At 49.5% G+C, this 19,868-nt stretch carries 25 protein-coding genes; 17 read left to right on the plus strand and 8 right to left on the minus strand.

Annotation, left to right across the window (positions count from 1 at the left end):
• On the minus strand, nucleotides 1–649 hold a 649-nt coding region (locus LBJ25_01930; GenBank protein MDR1452723.1), incomplete at its 3' end, for a hypothetical protein.
• A gap of 112 nt (nucleotides 650–761) precedes the next feature.
• Between LBJ25_01930 and LBJ25_01935 the strand changes: the two genes are divergently transcribed.
• From LBJ25_01935 to LBJ25_01955, 5 genes are all read left to right on the plus strand, one after another.
• Nucleotides 762–1,079 carry a helix-turn-helix domain-containing protein gene (locus LBJ25_01935; protein MDR1452724.1) on the plus strand — a complete coding sequence of 106 codons (318 nt, stop codon included), beginning with the start codon at nucleotides 762–764 and terminating at the stop codon, nucleotides 1,077–1,079.
• Between the two features lie 117 nt (nucleotides 1,080–1,196).
• Nucleotides 1,197–2,054 (plus strand): Abi family protein, encoded by an 858-nt coding sequence (locus LBJ25_01940; GenBank protein MDR1452725.1) that lies wholly within the window; start codon nucleotides 1,197–1,199, stop codon nucleotides 2,052–2,054.
• Between the two features lie 54 nt (nucleotides 2,055–2,108).
• The gene (locus LBJ25_01945) at nucleotides 2,109–3,647 is read left to right on the plus strand and encodes a 2-isopropylmalate synthase (protein ID MDR1452726.1); all 1,539 of its coding nucleotides are present in this window, start codon (nucleotides 2,109–2,111) and stop codon (nucleotides 3,645–3,647) included.
• A complete protein-coding gene (locus LBJ25_01950; GenBank protein MDR1452727.1) occupies nucleotides 3,648–4,085 on the plus strand; it encodes a hypothetical protein in 438 nt (145 codons plus the stop codon). It abuts the gene before it with no gap.
• On the plus strand, nucleotides 4,086–5,336 hold the full coding sequence (locus LBJ25_01955) for a MiaB/RimO family radical SAM methylthiotransferase (GenBank protein ID MDR1452728.1): 1,251 nt from the start codon (nucleotides 4,086–4,088) through the stop codon (nucleotides 5,334–5,336). It abuts the gene before it with no gap.
• On the opposite strand, the gene LBJ25_01960 is transcribed toward LBJ25_01955, so the two are convergent.
• Nucleotides 5,280–6,245, minus strand: a complete 966-nt coding sequence (locus LBJ25_01960; GenBank protein MDR1452729.1) for a LacI family transcriptional regulator — start codon at nucleotides 6,243–6,245, stop codon at nucleotides 5,280–5,282. The genes LBJ25_01955 and LBJ25_01960 overlap by 57 nt on opposite strands.
• A gap of 193 nt (nucleotides 6,246–6,438) precedes the next feature.
• On the opposite strand from LBJ25_01960, the gene LBJ25_01965 reads away from it, so the two are divergent.
• Together LBJ25_01965 and LBJ25_01970 are read left to right on the plus strand one after the other, a co-directional pair.
• Nucleotides 6,439–6,903, plus strand: a complete 465-nt coding sequence (locus LBJ25_01965) for a hypothetical protein (GenBank protein ID MDR1452730.1) — start codon at nucleotides 6,439–6,441, stop codon at nucleotides 6,901–6,903.
• A gap of 66 nt (nucleotides 6,904–6,969) precedes the next feature.
• The gene (locus tag LBJ25_01970) at nucleotides 6,970–8,307 is read left to right on the plus strand and encodes a radical SAM protein (GenBank protein MDR1452731.1); all 1,338 of its coding nucleotides are present in this window, start codon (nucleotides 6,970–6,972) and stop codon (nucleotides 8,305–8,307) included.
• A gap of 9 nt (nucleotides 8,308–8,316) precedes the next feature.
• Here LBJ25_01970 and LBJ25_01975 read toward each other — a convergent pair whose 3' ends face one another.
• A complete protein-coding gene (locus LBJ25_01975) occupies nucleotides 8,317–8,979 on the minus strand; it encodes a 16S rRNA (uracil(1498)-N(3))-methyltransferase (protein ID MDR1452732.1) in 663 nt (220 codons plus the stop codon).
• A 46-nt stretch (nucleotides 8,980–9,025) separates the two neighbouring features.
• Between LBJ25_01975 and LBJ25_01980 the strand changes: the two genes are divergently transcribed.
• The 8 genes from LBJ25_01980 (at nucleotide 9,026) to LBJ25_02015 (ending at nucleotide 13,098) form a co-directional block, all read left to right on the plus strand.
• A complete protein-coding gene (locus LBJ25_01980; protein MDR1452733.1) occupies nucleotides 9,026–9,517 on the plus strand; it encodes a hypothetical protein in 492 nt (163 codons plus the stop codon).
• Between the two features lie 13 nt (nucleotides 9,518–9,530).
• Nucleotides 9,531–10,451, plus strand: a complete 921-nt coding sequence (locus tag LBJ25_01985; protein MDR1452734.1) for a radical SAM protein — start codon at nucleotides 9,531–9,533, stop codon at nucleotides 10,449–10,451.
• Nucleotides 10,448–10,714 (plus strand): DUF167 domain-containing protein, encoded by a 267-nt coding sequence (locus LBJ25_01990; GenBank protein MDR1452735.1) that lies wholly within the window; start codon nucleotides 10,448–10,450, stop codon nucleotides 10,712–10,714. The genes LBJ25_01985 and LBJ25_01990 overlap by 4 nt, the downstream gene beginning before the upstream one ends.
• Before the next feature lie 54 nt (nucleotides 10,715–10,768).
• On the plus strand, nucleotides 10,769–11,284 hold the full coding sequence (locus tag LBJ25_01995) for an NUDIX hydrolase (protein MDR1452736.1): 516 nt from the start codon (nucleotides 10,769–10,771) through the stop codon (nucleotides 11,282–11,284).
• Nucleotides 11,285–11,379: 95 nt separating this feature from the next.
• The gene (locus LBJ25_02000) at nucleotides 11,380–11,820 is read left to right on the plus strand and encodes a transcriptional repressor (protein MDR1452737.1); all 441 of its coding nucleotides are present in this window, start codon (nucleotides 11,380–11,382) and stop codon (nucleotides 11,818–11,820) included.
• Between the two features lie 16 nt (nucleotides 11,821–11,836).
• A complete protein-coding gene (locus LBJ25_02005) occupies nucleotides 11,837–11,974 on the plus strand; it encodes a rubredoxin (protein MDR1452738.1) in 138 nt (45 codons plus the stop codon).
• 27 nt (nucleotides 11,975–12,001) lie between these two features.
• Nucleotides 12,002–12,541, plus strand: a complete 540-nt coding sequence (locus LBJ25_02010; GenBank protein ID MDR1452739.1) for an NADH peroxidase — start codon at nucleotides 12,002–12,004, stop codon at nucleotides 12,539–12,541.
• Nucleotides 12,542–12,747: 206 nt separating this feature from the next.
• Nucleotides 12,748–13,098 carry a helix-turn-helix domain-containing protein gene (locus LBJ25_02015; protein MDR1452740.1) on the plus strand — a complete coding sequence of 117 codons (351 nt, stop codon included), beginning with the start codon at nucleotides 12,748–12,750 and terminating at the stop codon, nucleotides 13,096–13,098.
• Here the strand turns inward: LBJ25_02015 and mutM are convergent.
• From mutM to LBJ25_02030, 3 genes are all read right to left on the minus strand, one after another.
• Complete coding sequence (mutM, locus tag LBJ25_02020) at nucleotides 13,088–13,891, minus strand: bifunctional DNA-formamidopyrimidine glycosylase/DNA-(apurinic or apyrimidinic site) lyase (GenBank protein ID MDR1452741.1); 804 nt, start codon at nucleotides 13,889–13,891, stop codon at nucleotides 13,088–13,090. The two genes, LBJ25_02015 and mutM, sit on opposite strands and share 11 nt — an antisense overlap.
• Nucleotides 13,892–14,002: 111 nt before the next feature.
• Nucleotides 14,003–15,160 carry an FprA family A-type flavoprotein gene (locus LBJ25_02025; protein ID MDR1452742.1) on the minus strand — a complete coding sequence of 386 codons (1,158 nt, stop codon included), beginning with the start codon at nucleotides 15,158–15,160 and terminating at the stop codon, nucleotides 14,003–14,005.
• Nucleotides 15,160–15,735 carry a rubrerythrin family protein gene (locus LBJ25_02030; GenBank protein MDR1452743.1) on the minus strand — a complete coding sequence of 192 codons (576 nt, stop codon included), beginning with the start codon at nucleotides 15,733–15,735 and terminating at the stop codon, nucleotides 15,160–15,162. Before LBJ25_02030 ends, LBJ25_02025 begins: the two co-directional genes overlap by 1 nt.
• A 209-nt stretch (nucleotides 15,736–15,944) precedes the next feature.
• Here LBJ25_02030 and LBJ25_02035 point away from each other — a divergent pair, with 209 nt between their 5' ends.
• On the plus strand, nucleotides 15,945–16,127 hold the full coding sequence (locus tag LBJ25_02035) for a hypothetical protein (GenBank protein ID MDR1452744.1): 183 nt from the start codon (nucleotides 15,945–15,947) through the stop codon (nucleotides 16,125–16,127).
• On the opposite strand, the gene rdgB is transcribed toward LBJ25_02035, so the two are convergent.
• Nucleotides 16,090–16,749, minus strand: coding sequence for an RdgB/HAM1 family non-canonical purine NTP pyrophosphatase (rdgB, locus tag LBJ25_02040; protein MDR1452745.1), 660 nt, complete (start codon nucleotides 16,747–16,749; stop codon nucleotides 16,090–16,092). The two genes, LBJ25_02035 and rdgB, sit on opposite strands and share 38 nt — an antisense overlap.
• Before the next feature lie 83 nt (nucleotides 16,750–16,832).
• Here rdgB and LBJ25_02045 point away from each other — a divergent pair, with 83 nt between their 5' ends.
• On the plus strand, nucleotides 16,833–18,329 hold the full coding sequence (locus LBJ25_02045) for a LysM peptidoglycan-binding domain-containing protein (protein MDR1452746.1): 1,497 nt from the start codon (nucleotides 16,833–16,835) through the stop codon (nucleotides 18,327–18,329).
• Between the two features lie 42 nt (nucleotides 18,330–18,371).
• On the opposite strand, the gene purD is transcribed toward LBJ25_02045, so the two are convergent.
• Nucleotides 18,372–19,649: a phosphoribosylamine--glycine ligase gene (gene purD, locus LBJ25_02050; protein MDR1452747.1), complete on the minus strand. Its 1,278-nt coding sequence runs from the start codon at nucleotides 19,647–19,649 to the stop codon at nucleotides 18,372–18,374.
• Nucleotides 19,650–19,868: the final 219 nt, after the last annotated feature.

The raw sequence follows: 19,868 nt of genomic DNA on the forward strand, positions 1-19,868 counted from the left end.
CGCAGGCCACACCGCAAACATCTTTGCAGCCGTCTCCGCAGGTTGTCGCACAGGCTACTCCGCAACTACTGGAACAGGTCGCCGCGCCACAGCCAGCGGTACAGTCCGCCACGCAATCATTGCCGCACCCTCTCCCGCAAACCGATGTGCATCCGCCAACGCACCGCGCGTTATTTAGCGCGTCATCGATAACCTGCCTGATCTCTTCCAAATGCCTGGCTCTGAGCCTGGTGGCCAGAGCCGTTATATTTTCGCCCCAGGGAAAAGTATTGCCGCCATTATAATTGACCAGGCCCTGCGTGGCCGCCCGCAAAGCCGTAAGCTGGCTGGCGTTTATTCTCGTAACGCCGGACATCACATTGCTAACCGCGGCCAATGCGGCTTGTGCAACGACAGCTACCTCTCTCGCGGCAGCCTGAACATCATTCGTGCCAGACAGCTCAGGGGCTATTCTGTGTTCGTGTTCTTTTTTGAGATTTTCCAGAGTCTGATTATAATCCGCCGCGTAAGCCTCTTTGTTGGATAAATAATTTTGTCTTTTCTTCTCAGCCGTGTCCGCCAGTCCCACATTGGTTGTCGGCGTTGCGCCCGCCCCTGTCAACGGTTCCTCTGCCGTACTGTCCGGTGTCCGGTATTTGTAACGCGCCATAAACATACCCCCTTTAATTTGTTATAACAAGCTAATAGACAATATATTACTCATAATATACCACCAAATTGGTGTTTGTCAAGCAATGTTCCAAGCCATTAGCATGTGTTTTATGATCTTGCGCCAAATCTTTATGCAAAATCTGCGGGAAATACGCCGCGCGGCCGGTTTGTCGCAAATGCGTCTGGCCGAACGTTGCAATACGGCCACCAACTACATAAATGAAATAGAACGCGGCAATAAATTTCCTTCAGTGGAGATGCTGGAAAAAATCGCGGCGGCTCTACAGGTGCAGCCGTATTTGCTTTTTTTTAATTTCGCCAAAAAACAAAAACCTGATGAGTCCGCGCCGTTGATCGCGCCAAAAATCAAAGGAGATTTATTCCAGCAGTTAAGCGCCGCCACGCAAAAAATCCTGCAGCAGTATTAGGGCGGACAACCGCCTAAAATTAGTAGTTTATGGTATAATAATATCAACAGGACTCCCCGCACCTCTGGTTAAGCCAAATGGCCTAACAATGTGTCCCAGGGGAGACTTTTGTAGCTTATGAAACAGCCAAATACTTATATTCAACAAATAGAAAAATTGCGCTCACGAGGCTGTATGATTCCCGATGTCGATTTTTGTAAGGAAGTTTTAGCAAATATCAACTATTATCGTCTCTCCGCTTATTTTTTGCCCTACAAAACTACTAATGACAAATACTTACCGAACACCAATTTTAATACGATTTATCAAATATATGAATTTGACCGCAAGTTGCGCGCCCTGCTTTTTTTGGCTATTGAAGAAGTAGAAATAACTCTGCGCGCTAGATTGGCTTATTTTCATGCAAACAAGTATGGGGCGTTAGGTTATAAAGACGCTAAAAATTTTAATATCCGCCATCGTCATGAAAAATTTATAGAACGGATTAATACGGTAATCAATGATAATAAAAAAGTCTTATTCGTGCGGCATCATAATGAAAAGTATGTTGGCAATTTTCCAATTTGGGTAATTATCGAACTATTTACTTTTGGCATGTTGTCCTATTTTTACGCTGATTTGCCGACAGCTAATCAAAAAATTATTGCGCGTGAAATATTTCAGGCTGTGCCTAAAACACTAATCAGCTGGTTAAGATGCTGCACCGACTTGCGTAATATTTGCGCCCATTCGGGTAGGTTGTATTACCGTATTTTTACAGCAATCCCGTCCGGTCTAACAACTGTGCCTCAAGATGCTGAACGCCGCTTATTTGGAGCAGTTATGTCCTTGCAGGCTTTATATCTTGATGCCCAAAAATGGAACATCGAAATATATCCGGCGCTATGCGTTTTATTAAAGGAGTACGCACAAGATATTAATTTAAAACACATTGGGTTTTCAGAGAATTGGGAAGTTACCCTAAGAAAATCGTAGTAAGGCTTTTTACACAGAGTTTTATTTTGCCTCAAACTAGCCTATAATTTTGCCATGAAAAAGCGTATCAAGATTTTTGACACCACGCTGCGCGACGGTGAGCAGTCGCCGGGCTGCTCGATGAATATTGCCGAAAAAATCGAAATGGCCAAAATGCTGGAGAAGCTCAACGTCGATGTTATCGAAGCCGGTTTTGCCATTTCCTCGCCCGGTGATTTCGCCTCGGTCGAAGCGGTCGCCAAAACCGTAAAAAAATCGACCGTCGCCTCGCTGTCCCGTGCGGTGGAAAAAGACATCGACGCCAGCTGGGACGCGCTCCAGGCCGCCCGGCAGCCGCGCATCCACATTGTCATCGCCACTTCGCCGATCCATATGAAATACAAGCTGCGCAAGACACCGGCCGAAGTGCTGGCGCAGGCCGTCCGCGCCGTCCAATACGCCAAAGCGAAGGCCAAAAATATCGAGGTGGAATTTTCCGCCGAAGACGCCAGCCGCAGCGATCGTGATTTTCTGGCCAAAATTTTCACCGCGGTGATCGACGCCGGCGCCAATGTCGTTAATGTGCCGGACACCACCGGCTATGCCATGCCGCGGGAATTTGGCGAGTTGATCGCCTATCTCCGCCGCAATATTCCGAATATTCATAAAGCGGAAATTTCCGTGCACAATCACAATGATCTGGGTCTGGCCGTCGCCACTTCGCTGGCCGCGATCGAGAACGGCGCGACGCAGTGCGAAGCTACGCTCAATGGCATCGGCGAGCGCGCGGGCAATTGTTCTCTAGAAGAGTTGGTCATGGCGCTCAAAGTGCGCCAGGATTATTACGGCAAAGACAAGCAAACCCGGATCAACGCCAGGTATATTTACCCGGCCAGCCGGCTGCTGTCCTCGATCACCGGTGTGCAGGTGCAGCCCAACAAAGCCATTGTCGGCGCCAACGCTTTCGCGCACGAGTCCGGTATTCATCAGGACGGCATTTTGAAACACCGCGCGACTTACGAGATCATCCGCGCGGAGGACATCGGCCGCACGGACAGCAAACTGGTCTTAGGCAAACACTCCGGCCGTCACGCGCTGGTCGCCAAATTAAAAGAGCTGGGCTACACCGATCTGCAGGACAGCGAAATAAACAATGTTTATCAAAAATTTAAAATTTTGGCGGACAAGAAAAAGGAAATTACTGAATGGGATCTGGAAGCGTTGATTTCCGACGGCATCAAACAGCCGGAAACCGCGTCGTACACGCTGGACAAACTGCAGATCCAGACCGGCAACACGGTCAAGCCGGCCGCCAGACTGTCCGTGAAGTATCAGGACAAAATTCTCAAAAGCGCCCAGACCGGCAATGGCCCGGTGGACGCGATCTTTAAAGCGATCGACGATATTATTCAGCGCGGCGCGCTGGGTATTCATCTGCTGGATTATGTCGTGCACGCTGTGACCGAGGGCACGGACGCGCTGGGCAAAGTCACGGTGCGCATTAAGAAAAACCAAAAGACCTATACCGGCAATGGCGCGAACACCGACGTGCTCGTCGCTTCAGCCGAAGCCTACCTCAACGCCGTGAATAAATATTTGCTACGGAGTGAATAAATGCCTAAAGCCAAAACCCGCGCCGCCCAAACCTCAAAATCGGCTGTTGATCTGTCCATCAACGGCATTAAAGCATTTATCAAATTTGCCGGACAGTTTCCGATCAGCAAACTGTCCGCCGGCCGTACCGGCGCGCGCCTGACGGTCTACCAAAATCCGGCTATTGCCCGTCCACAGGCCGCGGAAACGCCAGCGGCCGCGCCGGAGGAGATCAAGCCGGTTTTCGCGCAGATCAAATCCGACAGAGTCGGTGTTTTTCATGGCCTTAAAGATCTGGAGGCCGGCAGCCTAATAAAATCCGGCGAGACCGTTGCTAAAATATACGCCATCGGCATTGAAAACGAGATCAAAGCGGATAAAGACTGCGTCATCAAAGAAATCCTGGCGCGGGAAAACGCGCTCATCGAATACGGCCAGCCGCTTTTTTTGATCGAGTAAATGCCGGTTTTCTTTTACACGCTGGGCTGCAAATCCAATCAATACGAAACCCGGCAGCTGGCGGAGAAATTTTCCGCGCTGGGCTTCAGCCGGACAACAGACCCAGGATCCGCCAGTATTATCGTCGTCAACACCTGCAGCGTCACGCACATAGCCGAGCGCAAAGCGCGTAATCTCCTCCGCCGCTTTAGGGCACAAAATCCTCAAGCCAGGCTTTACGTCTGCGGCTGTTACGCAAATATCGCCGAACTCGACAAAATTATTCCGCAGGCTATCCGGATAAAACAGGAAATAAAACTGCGGCCAGAATTATGGGGTTTGCCCAGAGGGGACAGCGCCGCGGGCGCTAGGGGGATTGGCCGCGTTCGGGAATTTTTAAAAATCCAGGAAGGCTGCGACAATTTTTGCAGTTATTGCATCATTCCTTACGCCAGAAATAAAATTTCTTCTGCCGCGCCGGAAAATATTTTGGCGGAAGCGCAGGAATTAATTCAAAACAATGTCCGCGAAATTGTCCTGACCGGCATAAATCTAGGCCGTTATTTTTACCAAAACAATTCTCTGGCGGACATTTTGCGGCTATTACTGCGAACGGATATTGCCAGGATCCGGCTTAGTTCTCTTGAGCCGGATCTGCTCACCGACGATCTGTTCAGAACTATTGCCGCGGAACCGCGTCTGGCCAGACATTTGCACATCCCTCTACAGTCCGGCTCGGACAAAATCCTGCGCTTGATGAATAGAAAATACACCGCCGCGGAATACCAAAAACTTATCGCCCGCGCGCGCCGGATTTGCGGCGCGGATCTTGGCCTGACCACGGATATTATTACCGGTTTTCCGGGCGAGACCGAAACAACTTTTCAAGAATCCTGTGCTTTCGTTCAGGAAATCGGTTTTAGCGATCTGCATATTTTCCCCTATTCGCCGCGCCCGCTGACCGCGGCGGCCAAACTGCCGGATATTTGTCCGGACAAACTCGTGAAACAATTTGTTTCACGGCTGGAAAATTTACGGCGGGAAATGCAAAATAACTTTTTGCAAAAACATTTAGCCCGGCCTTTAGAAACGCTGGTCGAAAACAACAAGGGTACCGGGCTCAGCTCGGAATACATTGCGGTAAAGCTCTCGGGCAAAACAGAAAGCGGAAAATTTTACCTGGCCGCGCCGCAGGGCATAAAAGACGGGGTTATTTTAGCCGATCCGGCGCACGGAGTCACCGATGCGGATCTGCATCGGCAGACGGTTTAGCAGATCTACTTTTTCCCGTCTTAGCAGCCGCAGCAGCAGATCCACCGCTCTGGCGCCAAGCGCCGCTCGATCAGTCCAAACCGTGGTCAGCTGCGGCCGCGGTTCGTCGACAAAGCGCGGGAAAGAAATGCCGTCAAAACCGGTAACCGAAATATCCTTGGGAATATTTACACCGTATTTTCGCACCGCGCGGTAAATATAATAAGCCAGTAGATCGCTGGAACACAGAATTAAAGTTTTTTTCCTGTCCCGCAAAAATTTAGCAAAAGCGATCTCCACGCTCTGGATCATGTTGTAATCCGCCTGATACAGCGTAACATTTTTGGGCAGAAATGCCGCGGAAACGATTTTATAAAATTCATTCCAGATCGTATCTTTTTTGTCTGTCTCGCCGGTAAACAACGCGACACTTTTGTGTCCACAGTTTTTGATAAATTCGCACAACTGGCTCAATCCGCCGCCGGTGTCTTGTAAAACGACTGGCGCGGGAAAATCCGCATTGGAATGTCCGGCCTGCACGTGCGGCATTCTGTATTTTCTGGCCAGCTCTAAAAAAGCGCCCGGTGTCCGCCCCACAAAAATAATTCCGTTATAATCGTAAATCTCGCCATAATCCCGCTCGAATTCGGATAAGATCCGGAAATCCAAACCCAGCTCAGACAGCCGCTGGGTAATGCCGAAAATCACATCCGTATAATATTCGCCGTAATAGTGATTTTTATAATTGTTAAAAACCAATAATATTTTCTGCACTTTCAAGGAGTGCTCGGAAAAATAATTTAATTCGCGGGCTTTATTCAGGATTTTCTCCCGCATCTTTCGGGAAATTTTTTGCGGATGGTTGATCGCCGTGCAGACCGCCGAAACCGAAACGCCGCAGGCCTTTGCTATATCTTTTAAAGTTGCCATTTGTTGTATTCTACAATTTTTTTTCTAAAAATACAAATAAAATATAATAAAATTTACAATAAAATTCAGCTAAACTATTTAGATAAGAAAAGTGAAAGGCGGTACCCGATATGAAAGAAGCTCGGAAACTCCGAAAACTATGGCTCTTTATTATAAAACAAGCCAAAACATTTCAGCTGGAGAAAATACGCTAATGCTGGACACTCTCAACACCACAGCTCAAGTGCGGCGCTTGATCGTGGATTCGATCAACAAGGCCTTGCGCGGCGTTCCCGCGGATAGTCTGCCGGGCAGCGCCAAGCACATTGATTATGAGATCGGCGCGCTTTTGCCGGCCATAGACAACAAAACCGAATTTTGCCAGCAAATGCTGGTCAAGCTGCGGGCCTGCGCCAGCCGCAGCGTAAAGGAGCCGGCTAAAGATTTTTTGGCCAAGTTAAAAGCCTATCTGTTAGGCAAATTATTTTACCTGTCCCTGCAGGACAAACGTTATCTTTTGATTCAAGGCTTCAGCAGCCGCGTCAATCACCGGTTTATACTGGACGCCGTGGCGCAGATCGAGGCCTCGGAGGAACAGGCTGCGTCTTTTCTGGACTCTCTCACCGACCCCGGGCAAAAAGATTTTTTCATCGGTATAACAAGTTACATTTATAGTTAAAAAATACAATAAAATACAATTAGATATACAATACAACTTACGACAACAATATAAAGGATTTAAATTATGCTGCAGTGGAAAAATATCGCCGGTGCTTTCACACCGCTCAACGTCAATCAAGTTTTGCGCAATCCGAACCGCATCCTTAATCATACTCCGCTGATCCAAACCAAGCTGGCTATTATTGACAAATGGCAGCTGACCCGCGCCGCTTTTCTAGAGGCTTATGCAGGCCTCCAGCAGCGCAAAGAAACAACGGCCAAACTTTTGGCCTTTATCGCCGCGTTCAATCATGATAAAAATCTTTCCGAACTACAGGACGACTTGCGCGCCATGTATCAATCCGGTTTGTTAGAGCTGCACTTGACGGATAAATGCAATCTCTTTTGCTTAAACTGCTGGTCTAAAAATAAAAAAGGTGATACTTTTCCTTTTGACAAACTGCCGCAAGTTCTGCCGGCCTTAAATCCGCGGGCTGTTTTGCTGGTTGGCGGCGGAGAACCGGTGGAGTATTCCAGCAGCGGACAAACTTTAAATGAAGCAATACTTGAAATTCACCGCATCCTGCCGGAGGCCGCGCTGGGGCTGATCAGCAACAACACTCGTATTCCGGACGGCCGGTGGCCAGACTATCTGCAATGGCACAGAACCTCTCTGGATGCAGCCACGCCGGAAACCTACGAGCGGATTAAACGCGGGAACAAATACGCCGCTGTGGTGGGAAACATTCAGAAATTATTTACTGAAACACCAATCGCCAATATCGGCGTCGGCTTTCTCTATAGAAATGAGAACGCTGAGGAAATTTTTCCTTTCCTTGAGCAGTGGTTTGATTGGTTTGCGCAGCAAACAGAGACCAGCCAATCTCGTTTTAATATTCAATTCAGGCCGATCGCGGCGCAAGTTGACATGGTGAACGACATTAAAGCCGGCAAACATTCTTTTATTCATCAAGAAACTCTGGATACCCTGCAGGGCCAAATAATGCAGGCTCTCCGTGCCGCTGAACAAAATCCAAACTTTAATTATTTTCTAATGCAGCATACTAATTTTTTCACCCGTTTGCAGCCATACCAGGAACAGCCAGAGTTGCTTTTTTCACACGAACCAGTTTATTTTGACCATTGTTACACTGCTCTAACCCGACGGCTGGTCAGGGCCAGCGGCACGGAATACCCCTGCTGCTTAACCGAAAACAATCCATCTCTAGCCTTAGGCAACGTTTTGTCCGGAAACCCTGACGAAATTTATAAAATTGCTCTGGGACAAGTTTGGTATTATGCGCTGCAGCACCGCTACTGCGACGCAGAGCACTGCCGTATCGGCGCGCCCAATATGGCAATGAATAATTTCCTCTCCGGAAAAACAGAACAAGGCGCTTATTCAGACAATTATTTTTTCTAAATGGAAAGTCTATAACAGTATCCGCGCCGCGCTAGCCACCGCCGCGGTTTCGGCGCGCAGGATACGCCCGCCCAGCGAAAAAGCCCGCGCGCTGGCCGCCAGATAATTTAATTCCCCCGCGGAAAAACCGGATTCCGGCCCGCTGACCAGCGCGCTCTCGTCCGCAAAATCCGGCCAGCTTTTCTCCGCCGCCGGATGCGCGTAATAAATATTCCGGAATTTTCCCGTTAAGTCCCGCAGCCCGATTTTTTCTATTTCCGGCAAATGATTGCGCCGCGACTGGCAGACCGCCGACACAATAATTTTTTGCCAGCGCTCAAATTTATGATCCGCAAAACGCAGCGGCGAGTTTTCTGATTCGTACAGCCAAAATTTATAGACGCCTATTTCCGCCGCCTTTTGCAGAACATAAGTCATTTTGTCATTTTTCAGCAGCGGCAAAATCAGGTGCAGTTTTTTCGCCGGCTCGTTATTTTCCGCGTATTCTTTATGTAGTTTTGCGGTCAGGAACCGCCGCGTTATGTTTTCTATTTGATACACGCCAATGCGCTGCTCCTGCACGGACTCAAAAAAATCTCCGGCCCGCAAACGTAGAACCCGGATCAAATATTCAAACTCCTCGCCGGTCAGCCGCAGCGCGGACTCCAGCGGCAGATAAACCCGAAACAGCATGAATTATTATAGTATAAAATCCACGGTTTCTGGGTATACTTCTCCTATGGATCAAAGCTATCTCCACACAGCGGCCACGGCCGGCCGACAATACCAAAAATATCTTGAGGATTTTGGCCTGATCTTCCGCGATTCTTTTAACGCCGGCAAAGACATTACGGCGTATATTTTGCGCGATCTGCAAAGCGCGAATAATCCCGAGATCGGCCGCGCGCTGATCGAGTCCATGTTTTTGTATCACCTCACCACGATCGCTTCGCTGAAAATTATCGTCAAGATACTTTACGTCACCGGCCATATTCAAACCTATCGCTACAACACGCATCACGCGCTGAAAAAAGAGATCGACGAGGCGTTGAAAAAAATCAGCGGCACCAAAGCCGAGCTGGTGCAAAAAAAATATCCTCTGCTGCTGGAAAAATTAAATAAAGAAAAGCTCGCGGTTAAAAACCAGCAAGCTATTGCGGACAAAACCGGCGCGGTGAACAGTCTGGTCGACACTGTCAACCGGCAGTATATCAATTTCGTCAAAAAGTAATTAAAATATTTTCATGCGCGAATTGTTGAAACTGGCCAGCCCCTGCCGGCTATGTCCGCGACGATGCGGGGTAAATCGTTTAGCGGGCGAAAAAGGCTTTTGCGGCGCGGGCAATGAAATGTTGGTTTCCTATATCGGCGTTCATTACGGTGAAGAGCCGCCCATCTCGGGCCGTACCGGCTCCGGCGCGGTATTTTTCGGGCACTGCACCATGTCCTGTGTCTTTTGCCAAAACTGGCAGATCAGCCAGACGCATTGCAATTTGAGGCCGATCAGGCCGACAGAGCTGGCCGCGGAATTCCTGCGTCTGCAAAACGAACAGGCGCATAATATCAATCTTGTTTCGCCGACGCAGTACGCGCCGTGGATAATCGAGGCGCTGACTCTGGCCAAACGCGGCGGCCTGACCATTCCGGTCGTTTACAATACCAACGGCTACGAAAATCCTGAAGTTTTGGCGCTGCTTGCTGATCACGTGGACATTTATTTGCCGGATCTGAAGTACGCCGACAACGCTTCCGCCGCGCGCTATGCGCAGACCGCAAATTACGCCGAGCACGGCTTGGCGGCTGTAAAATTCATGCTGCGGCAAAAAGGGCTTTTACAAACCTCAAATGATATTGCCGCGCGGGGCATTATCGTCCGGCATCTGGCCCTGCCCGGCTTAGTTAAAGAAAGCAAGGAAATCCTCACCGCGCTGTATTCTCTAAATCCCCAAATTCAGATCAGCTTGATGTCCCAGTACGCGCCGCAGCATCGCGCTAAAGATATTCCGGAGCTCAGCCGCCGTTTGTCCGCCGGCGAATATAATGAAGTCGTGGAATACGCCGTAAATCTCGGGCTGGAAAATATCTGGACGCAGGAATTGGCCAGTCAGGATATTTTGGCGCCGGATTTCGGCACGGAAAAACCATTTGCGGCCGTGCAATTATGAACAGCAAACTTTCTCTCTATGCGCAGCCTGGCGCGAAACAAACCGGTTTTGCCGGTTATTTTGCCGGCCAAATAAAGATCAAACTGAACGCGCCGGCGCAGGACAACAAAGCCAATCAGGAGCTGATTATTTTTCTGGCCAAGAAACTCAATATTCCCAAAAGCAATTTAACAATAATTCGGGGGCTGACAAACCGGCACAAAGTGGTCAGCATCGACAGCAATTATTCCGCCGCGGAGATCATTAAGAGAATCACCGGTTAGTCTTATCGGATTTAAAGAATAATTCCGAATGTTATATATAGTATAATCCAGCGCATGAACAAGCCGGTTTATTCCTGCCGCATATTTGACCTATATGAAGACGAGATAATTTTGCCCAATGGCCAAAAGACCACGCAGACGCGCCTCGATCATAAACCCAGCGTGGCCATAGTCGCGCTCAACGAAAAAAAGGAAGTCCTGCTCATCAGCCAGTATCGTAGCGCGATCCAGTCCGCTTTGCTGGAAATACCGGCGGGCAGCGTCGACCGTGACGGCGAAAAACCCGCAGCCGCCGCGCAAAGAGAGCTGGCTGAGGAAACCGGTTTCGGCGCGCGCAAACTCACCTTATTATTTGAGGGTTATTCGCTGCCCGGCTACTGCAATGAATACATGTATTATTATCTGGCCGAAGATCTTTTTCCGCAAAAACTCCCGCCAGACGCGGACGAATGTATCGAAGTCAGGCCGGTGCTTTTTACCGAAGCCCTGCAGCTACTCGACAGCGGCCAGCTCACCGACGCGAAAACCACCCTGGGGCTGCTGCTGACAGCCAAATATTTAAAGATCTAGATTTCACCCGCTCTTGACAAACCGCAAAGACCTCTATATCATAAATCAAAAATAAGAATCATTATTATTTTTAAAATTTAAGACGAGGGTTGAGCATGGTCAAAACACGAAATTACAGTAAAAAAAGAGAAGCGATTTTGTCGGCGATCCGCTTGACCAAAACTCACCCAAGCGCGCGCTGGGTCTACGAGCAGGTCAAGCCCCGGCTGCCGGATATTTCGCTGGGAACCGTGTACCGCAATATCAAAGTCTGCCGCGAGGAAGGCTTGCTGGCTTCGGTCGGCGTGGTAAACAACGAAGAGCGTTTTGACGGCGTAGTCAAACCGCACCCGCACGCGATCTGCACCAACTGCGGCAGCATCATAGACGTCCAGTACGCTCCGCCGGCTGGTCAGCCGAGCCTGAACGGATTTGCGATCGACAGCAGCCGCACTGTTTTTTATGGCGTCTGCGCGAAATGTAGCGGACAGAAAAAAGGCTGGTTTAAAAAATTTAAGCGTCTCGGCTCTTTGGCCAGGAATTTTGGTAATAAATAAGAAAGGAGGGATAAGTATGGCTAAATACGTTTGCTCAGTCTGCGGCTATGTTTATGATCCGGCGCAAAACAACAATATCGCCTTTGAGGATCTGCCGGACGACTGGGTGTGTCCACAGTGCGGTGTCGGCAAAGACCAGTTTGATAAAGTTTAAAAATTAAAAAAAGAAAAGGAGAAAATCATGAAAAAGTTTGTTTGTTCAGTTTGCGGTTATGTGCATACGGGCAATGAGCCTCCGGAAAGCTGTCCGCAGTGCAAAGCTCCCCGGGCAAAATTCAAGGAGAAAACGTCTGACGGCTGGGCCTGCGAGCATGTGGTCGGCATCGCCAAAGACGCGGGGAACGACATCCTTGACGATTTGCGCGCTAATTTTACCGGCGAGTGTTCCGAGGTCGGCATGTATCTGGCGATGAGCCGCGTGGCCGAGCGCGAGGGCTACCCGGAAATTGCCGAAGCGTATAAACGCTACGCTTTCGAGGAAGCGGAGCATGCCGCGAAATTCGCGGAGCTACTCGGCGAGGTGGTCACCGCCAGCACGAAGAAAAATCTGGAAATGCGCGTCGAGGCGGAAACCGGAGCCTGCGCCGGCAAGCTTGATCTGGCCAAACGCGCCAAAGAAAACAACCTTGACGCGATCCATGACACAGTGCATGAAATGGCCAAAGATGAAGCGCGGCATGGCGCCGGCTTTACCGGTCTATTGAAAAGATATTTTGGTTAATCAAGCGCCCTAGCGCAAACCAGAGGCAGGGCAAGTAAAATTGCCCTGCTTTTTTTTACAGGCTCTGTTAAAAACACACGCTTGAATCTAACCCCTCTACGCCATTTTTTTAATATAGATCAGCGTGTAATACGCCGGCACGGTGTTTACAGAAATTAGCAGGTTTGTCAAACTAACAGCATAATAACAATGCTAAGAGGTGTAGTATGGGTGAAGACGATTTGGTGAAAATTTTAAGCGTAAATATCAAACGCCAGCGCAATCATTTTCAATGGTCTCAAGAAAAACTGGCGGAAGAAGTCGGCGCTTCGGTGACTTTCATCAGTGGCATCGAGACCGGCCGCAAATGGGTCTCCCCGAAAACTCTGGCCAAACTAGCCCGGGCTTTTGGCTTGCGCAGTTATGAGCTGCTCAAACCGGACGACGTGCTGCCGCAAGATTATTTTAGTCTGCTGAGCCGCTATACCGAGGATTCCTGCGCCGCCTTAAATCTAATTAAAGAAAAATATTTAACCAAACTGCGTCCACCGAAGCAGGGACGAAAAGTTAAATTGTAAATCGCGGCTGGCAGCGCGGACAGATATGCGTGGTGCGGCCAGCCAGTTTGACCCGCCGGATAGGCGCGCCGCAGCGGCGGCAGTTTTTTTGCTTGTAGACATTGAGCAGATTTTGAAAATTGCCGCGCGCGCCTGATGAAGTAATATAGTCGGAAACAGAAGTGCCTTTATTTTTAATACCGAGCCGCAAAACGCCGGTGACTGCCGCCAGCAGTTTTTGCGGCGGGATCCGGCCGACCGGAGTGTGCGGGTCGAGCTTTAAGCGAAAAGCTGTTTCGTCCGCGTAAATATTGCCGACGCCAGCAATGATAGTCTGATCGAGCAGAAAAACTTTCAAGGCTTTGTTCTTATTTTTTTGCGCCAGTTTAATAAAGTCCGGCAGTTTCACAGACAGCGCGTCCGCGCCGGCGTTGATATAATCCGCAAAATTTTTCCGCGGCGGCACGACGACCCAGCGGCCAAATTTACGAATGTCGCGGTAATAAAGTTTCTCCGGCGCGCCGGCAAATTCAATAATAATATGCACATGTTTGTCCGGGTGATAATTGGCGGCCAGGAACAACTGGCCGGTCATGCGCAAATGCACGACCAGCCGCGCGCCTTTTTGGGTGGAAATTTTGATATATTTGCCCTGCCGGCCAAGAGCGGTCAGACTGTCGCCAACCAAAAAATTTAAACCCCGTGGCGGATCGACAATTTTAGCAAAAGAGACTTTGACGCTTTTGATCTTTTTACGCAGACAGCTTTTGTTCAATCCCCTAACAATAGTTTCCACTTCTGGTAGTTCTGGCATATTATCCTTCTTTACTAATCTATAGTTTCCACCCGAACTTCACAAGTGTAACGAAGTGAAGAGAGGGCAACAAGCGCGCAGCGCGACGTTACTTCCGGTAATTCTGGCATATTATAGTTTTGCGGCTAGTTCCCGCGCCCAGGCAGCCAATTGTTTTTCCTCGTCAGGTTTCGGCAGGCCTTTGAAAAACAAGGGCGGCAAAATCTCCGGCTTGACGGCGGTCAGCAAGGCGGTTATTTGCTCCGCGGCGCGTCCGCCCCAGGAATAAGAGCCGTAAAGCCCCAGATATTTAGTTTTCGGCCGCAACGCGTTAAAAAGAAAAGCCGCGTTAGCCGCGACCGGATGGGCGCCGGCCAGCACCGTCGGCGTACCGAGCAGCACAGCTCTCGCGTCGACCAATTCCATAGCGACGTCGCCGAGATCAGCCGAAGTCAGATCCAGCGCGCGCGTCGTGATATTTTTCGTTTCCAGTTCGCTGTGAATAATCTCCGTCATGTGGCGCACACTGTCGTGCATCGAGACATAGAGCAACAGCGCGTCTTTAGTATCCTCACCTGCCCAGTCCGCATAGGCAGTCAAAATAAATTCTGGATGATTGTAAACCTGACCGTGGCTCGGCGCGATAATTTTCGGCGCGAGAGTCTTGACCAGCTCCAAATGTTTGCGGACATTTACGCGGAACGGCATCATGATCTCCGCGTAATAACGCTTGGCGGCGCGGTAAATGACCGTTTCGTCACGCGGATAAAGATCGTTTGACGCGTAATGCGCGCCCAGAAAATCAGTCGTAAATAAAACTTTTTCCTCTGGCGCAAAAGCGAACATGGTCTCCGGCCAATGCACCCACGGCGCGAAATGGAACCGCAAAGTCAGTCCGCCGCCCAGATCCAGAACGGCTTTGTCCTCGACCAGCAAAAACTTTTCCACCGGCAGATGCAGCAGGTCAAGCAAAAACTCGCGGCATTTGGCGTTAGTGACTATCCTGGCCTGCGGGTAGGCGCGGATAAAATCCACCAGCGCGCCGCTGTGATCCTGTTCGGCGTGGTTGGCAATGATGTAATCAGGGCGGCAGTCCGCTGCTTTGATATTCTGCAGCCATTCCGCGGCAAAAGGCGGATCAACCGCGTCAATGACCGCGGTTTTCTCACCGCGCACCAGGTAAGAATTGTAACTCGTACCGTCCGGTAGCGGGATCAGCGCGTCAAACAACCGGCGCTGAAAATCATTTACGCCAACCGCGTAAATTTTTTCCGTAACTTTTCTTAACATCAATAGTTTTCCGCTTTAAGCTCAAAATATTTTTGCGGATGCTGGCAGGCCGGACAGCTCTCTGGAGCTTCCGCGCCCTCGTGCACATAACCGCAGTTGCGGCAAACCCAGCGCGCGGGTTTGCTTTTTTTGAAAACTGAGCCGTTCTTGATATTATCCAGCAATTTACGGTAACGGATCTCGTGCTCTTTTTCTACCAGAGCGACCTTTTCAAAAGTATTCGCAATTTCCGCAAAACCTTCCGCTTTGGCCGCTTGAGCAAAAGCCGGATACATTTCCGACCATTCTTCTTTTTCGCCAGCGGCGGCAGCTTCAAGATTTTCAGCGGTATTGCCGATGCGTCCGGCCGGAAAAGCCGCGGTTATCTCCACCGCTCCGCCCTCTAAATATTTAAAAAACTTCTTGGCGTGCTCTTTTTCGTTTTCCGCCGTTTCCATAAACAGCGCGCCGATCTGCTCGTAGCCTTCTTTTTTGGCCACGCTGGAAAACCAGGTGTAGCGGCTACGCGCTTGCGACTCGCCGGCCACCGCCGTTAATAAATTTTTCTCTGTTTTACTGCCTTTTAATGAAAGCATACCGTCCTCCAAAAAATTATTAGGTACGACCGAGCGCGGTTTTCTATGCGCACGAGGAAGTACCTGCCGCAAAGCAACAAATAAATCATACTATTATGGTACGACCGACAGCGACCCCAAGTCGCGGAGGGAGTACCTAGCGCATTGGCGCTAGGTATATTTTAGCAAAAAATGGGTAATATTAAAACAACAAATCCAGGGAGGGAATTATGGTTGTACCGCGTCTGTCTTTTAATGAACATATCGAGCAAGAACATTATACGATCAAACGGCCGCTTTCAGCCACGCAGTTGATGCTGAATATTTTGGAGTCGGCGCCGCTGACTTCGCGCGAACACAGCCCCGAACTCCGTTTTAATGCGCCGCAGAAAATCCTGACTTTAATTGAATAAACAGATTTTCCAGCGCGCGGCGTCTGTGACTGTGCGCATTTTTCTCCTCGGGCGAAAGCTCCGCAAAAGTCCTGCCCAGCGGCGGATAATAAAAAACCGGATCGTAGCCAAAACCCTGCTCGCCGCGCGGGGCCTCGGCGATCAAGCCGGCGCAGCGTCCTTCGGCCGTGTATAAAATTTTTTGCGGGCTGGCCACGACCAGCGTCGTGACAAAACAGGCGGCGCGGCGCGCGGCCGGAATGTCTTTTAGTTCGCGCAAAAGTTTAGCGCACAACTGCCCGGAATTTGCGTCCGCGCAGCCAACCGCCAGTGCGGCTGACCTAGCTTCGCGCGTAGGGATACCGCGCTCGCAAACGGCATAGCGCGCGGAATATACACCGGGCGCGCCACCGAGAGCATCTACCACAAGACCGGAGTCGTCAGCCAGTACGGTTTCATTAATATATTTGGCGGTTTCCAGCGCTTTTTTTGTAGCGTTGCCCAGGAACGTGTCTTGATCCTCGTCTATTTCCGGCGCGGCATAACCGTCCAGCGGGACAATTTCCAGCTCAGAAATCTGGTCAAGTATTGCTTTGATCTCTTTTATTTTATGCTGATTGCGTGAAGCGATGACCAGTTTCATTTCAATACAGTATAGCTGAATTTTGCGGTTTTCGTTGCAATTTTTTCAGATCGATTACGATATCTTTATAGAGGTGATGCGTCATGACAGATACTAGCCTGGTCGGTGTGAAAGAAGAACGTTCTTTGATCATCAGAACCCGCAGAACCAATCCCTCGGATACATATACCGTATGGCCGGACGATTGCTTGTCTGTTATTGCGGAGAGTCATTATACAACCGTAGATCGGCTTTTGGAGCTTAATCCAACCATTATTAATCGCGATTATATTCAAGCCGGGCAACGAATTAAATTACCAAAAGAAAGTGAGGAAATTTCTCGGTTTCTTTCTAGATTAGAACAAACAGAATATCCTAGAGATTATTTAGCAAATATTCCACAGCAAACTTTTAACTTAATCGTCAATAATCGCCAGGCTTTGCTGGATGTGTCGGATTCCCGCTATTTCGGAGAATTTATCCACAAGCTGAAAAACCAATTATCGCCAGTCAAATATGAAAATATATTGATGACCCTAGCCCGCGGCAGGCCATCATATATCAATGCCAACTTATTTATTATTAATTCATCTTTTTCGCTTGGTGCGCGCGAAAAGAAAATATTAGCAACTGTATCTGCTAATGATATTAGGGCAGAGTTGAAAAGCGGGGATGCGAATATGTACGGGTTGGCAAAGTTATTGCGTTATCGAACAGATTTATTCGGTACAGTTATTCCTGAATTGAACGCTAAAGATTTCGGCACTTTGCTGAATAACTTTCTGCAATATAAAAATGAAATACGCGCGTTGAGCGCTGTAAACAAATACTTGCTACAAAAAACTATCGCGCTATGTGGCACTCCGTTATCTGTGGAAAATGCTACTTTTATAAACAATCTTACGCGGCAAGCGCAGCCAGGAGAAATTATGTATACTGAACGCTTCAGCGCTGGTGAATTAGACGCCCTGGAAGCCAATAATGCCAAACCTATTGACGCCGTCAGGCCGGTGGCCTTAGTATTGGCTAACCGAGGCGATTACAATGGAGCTTTTGAAAAAAGCCATAGCCGAGAAACAATCCAGCCTTTAACTAAAGCATTTGACGATAATTTACGTTATCGAGAAGTAAGCCGCGACTCTGAAATTTTGCCATTGGTAAAAGCTATCGGACGGCAGAGAAAAATTGATTTACTGGTTATAGCAGGACATGGAGAAAGTTCGTCAATTCGACTTGCTGACGATGGTGATGCCGATGAATACTTATTAGACCCTACGGATGAATCTATTGTAAAAGGATTACGGGAATATCTGGCTCCAGATTGCAAGATCATTCTGGAATCTTGCTCTACCGGCGCAGGAGGCGGCAATACCGAAAATATGGCTAACTTTATTGCCAAATGCCTGCCCGGCTGTACAGTTTTCGCGCCGACCATAGATAGTTATGTACACAAATTTATCTTTGATTCACAGAATAAATTTGAAAATATTATTTACAATGACGACCCGCAACGCACCTATCATGTAATTTATAAAGATGGAGAACTTATCCATAATGATCCGAACACACAACAACAATATTTGATAATAGAACAATCCTAGAAATGCTCTGTACCGAAACAAACAACCATCAAAACTGGAATCTTACTTCAAATACGCCAGCGCTTTTTTGCCAATATCTTTGCGTTTGTGCAGTCCGGCAAAAGAGATCAAATCCGCGGCTTTGTAGGCGTTCTTGATAGCCGTTTTAATATCCGCGCCCAGCGCCGTAATACCCAAAACGCGTCCGCCATTGGTCACAAGTTTGCCGTCCTGTTTGGCCGTGCCCGCTTGAAAAACATAAGTGTCCGGCAAAGCCGCGGCTGCGGCAAGGCCGTTAATTTCCTGGCCTTTTTCGTATTGCCCCGGATAACCATCCGCCGCCAGCGCCACGCAGACCGCCGCGTTTTCTGACCATGCAATCGTCTGCGCGGACAGCCTGCCGTCCAGACAGGCCGTAAAAATATCGACAATATCCGTCTGCAGGCGCGGCAGAACAGCCTGTGTTTCCGGATCGCCAAAACGGCAGTTGAATTCCACAACTTTTGGCCCGTCCGGCGTGATCATCAGGCCGGCGTACAGCACGCCTTTGTAGGGCGCGCCTTCTTGAGCCAGGCCGTCCAGCAGCGGCCTAAAAATAGTTTCCTCAACCTGCCGCAGAACAGCCTTGTTTACGACTGGCGCCGGAGAGTACGCGCCCATACCGCCGGTATTGGGGCCCTTATCCTCATCATATACCGCCTTGTGATCCTGCGCCGAGACCATCGGCACAAAATCTTTGCCGTCACAGAAGGCCAGCAGTGACGCTTCTTCGCCGGCCAAAAATTCCTCGATGACGATCTTTGCGCCGCTCTCGCCGAAAACTTTATCCTTGAGCGCGGCGTTGATCGCGCGTTTGGCTTCGACCAGCGAGATCGCCACGGTCACGCCTTTGCCAGCGGCCAGGCCGTCCGCTTTGATGACCACCGGAAAACGCGACATATAGACGCGCTCCAGAGCTTTTTGCGCGTCGTCAAAAACCTCGTAAGCCGCGGTCGGGATTTTATATTTTTTCATGATCTTTTTGGCAAAAGTCTTGCTGCCTTCGAGCTGCGCGGCGGCCCGGCTGGGGCCAAAAATTTTCAAACCCGCCTGCTCAAACTCGTCCACAATACCGAGCGTCAAAGGGATTTCCGGCCCGACCACTGTCAGGTCGATCTTATTTTGCCGGGCAAAATTTTTCAGCTCAGGAATATTATCCGCCGCGATAGCGACACATTCCGCCAGCTCCGCGATACCCGGATTGCCAGGCGCGCAGTAAAGTTTAGTCACTCTGGGCGATTGAGCAATTTTCCAGGCCAGCGCGTGTTCGCGGCCGCCGGAACCGATCAGCAGGATTTGCATAGAAGTTATTTTAACACAAAATTTTTAAGCGACGCGGCGTTTTACGGATCAAGGAATTTCTTTAATAATGTAATAAGCCTGTCCCGCGGCATGTTCCTCGTCAGGCAGGAAAACCAGCGAGCCGTAGCCGCCAAAACCAGCCGCCGCCGGAGCGCGCCTCTGCTCAAGGCTCAAACCCCACTGAAACTCGGCGGTCAAGTCTTCAATTGTTTCTCGCAG

This window comes from Candidatus Margulisiibacteriota bacterium (assembly GCA_031268855.1).
Classification (GTDB): Bacteria; Margulisbacteria; Termititenacia; order Termititenacales; family Termititenacaceae; genus Termititenax.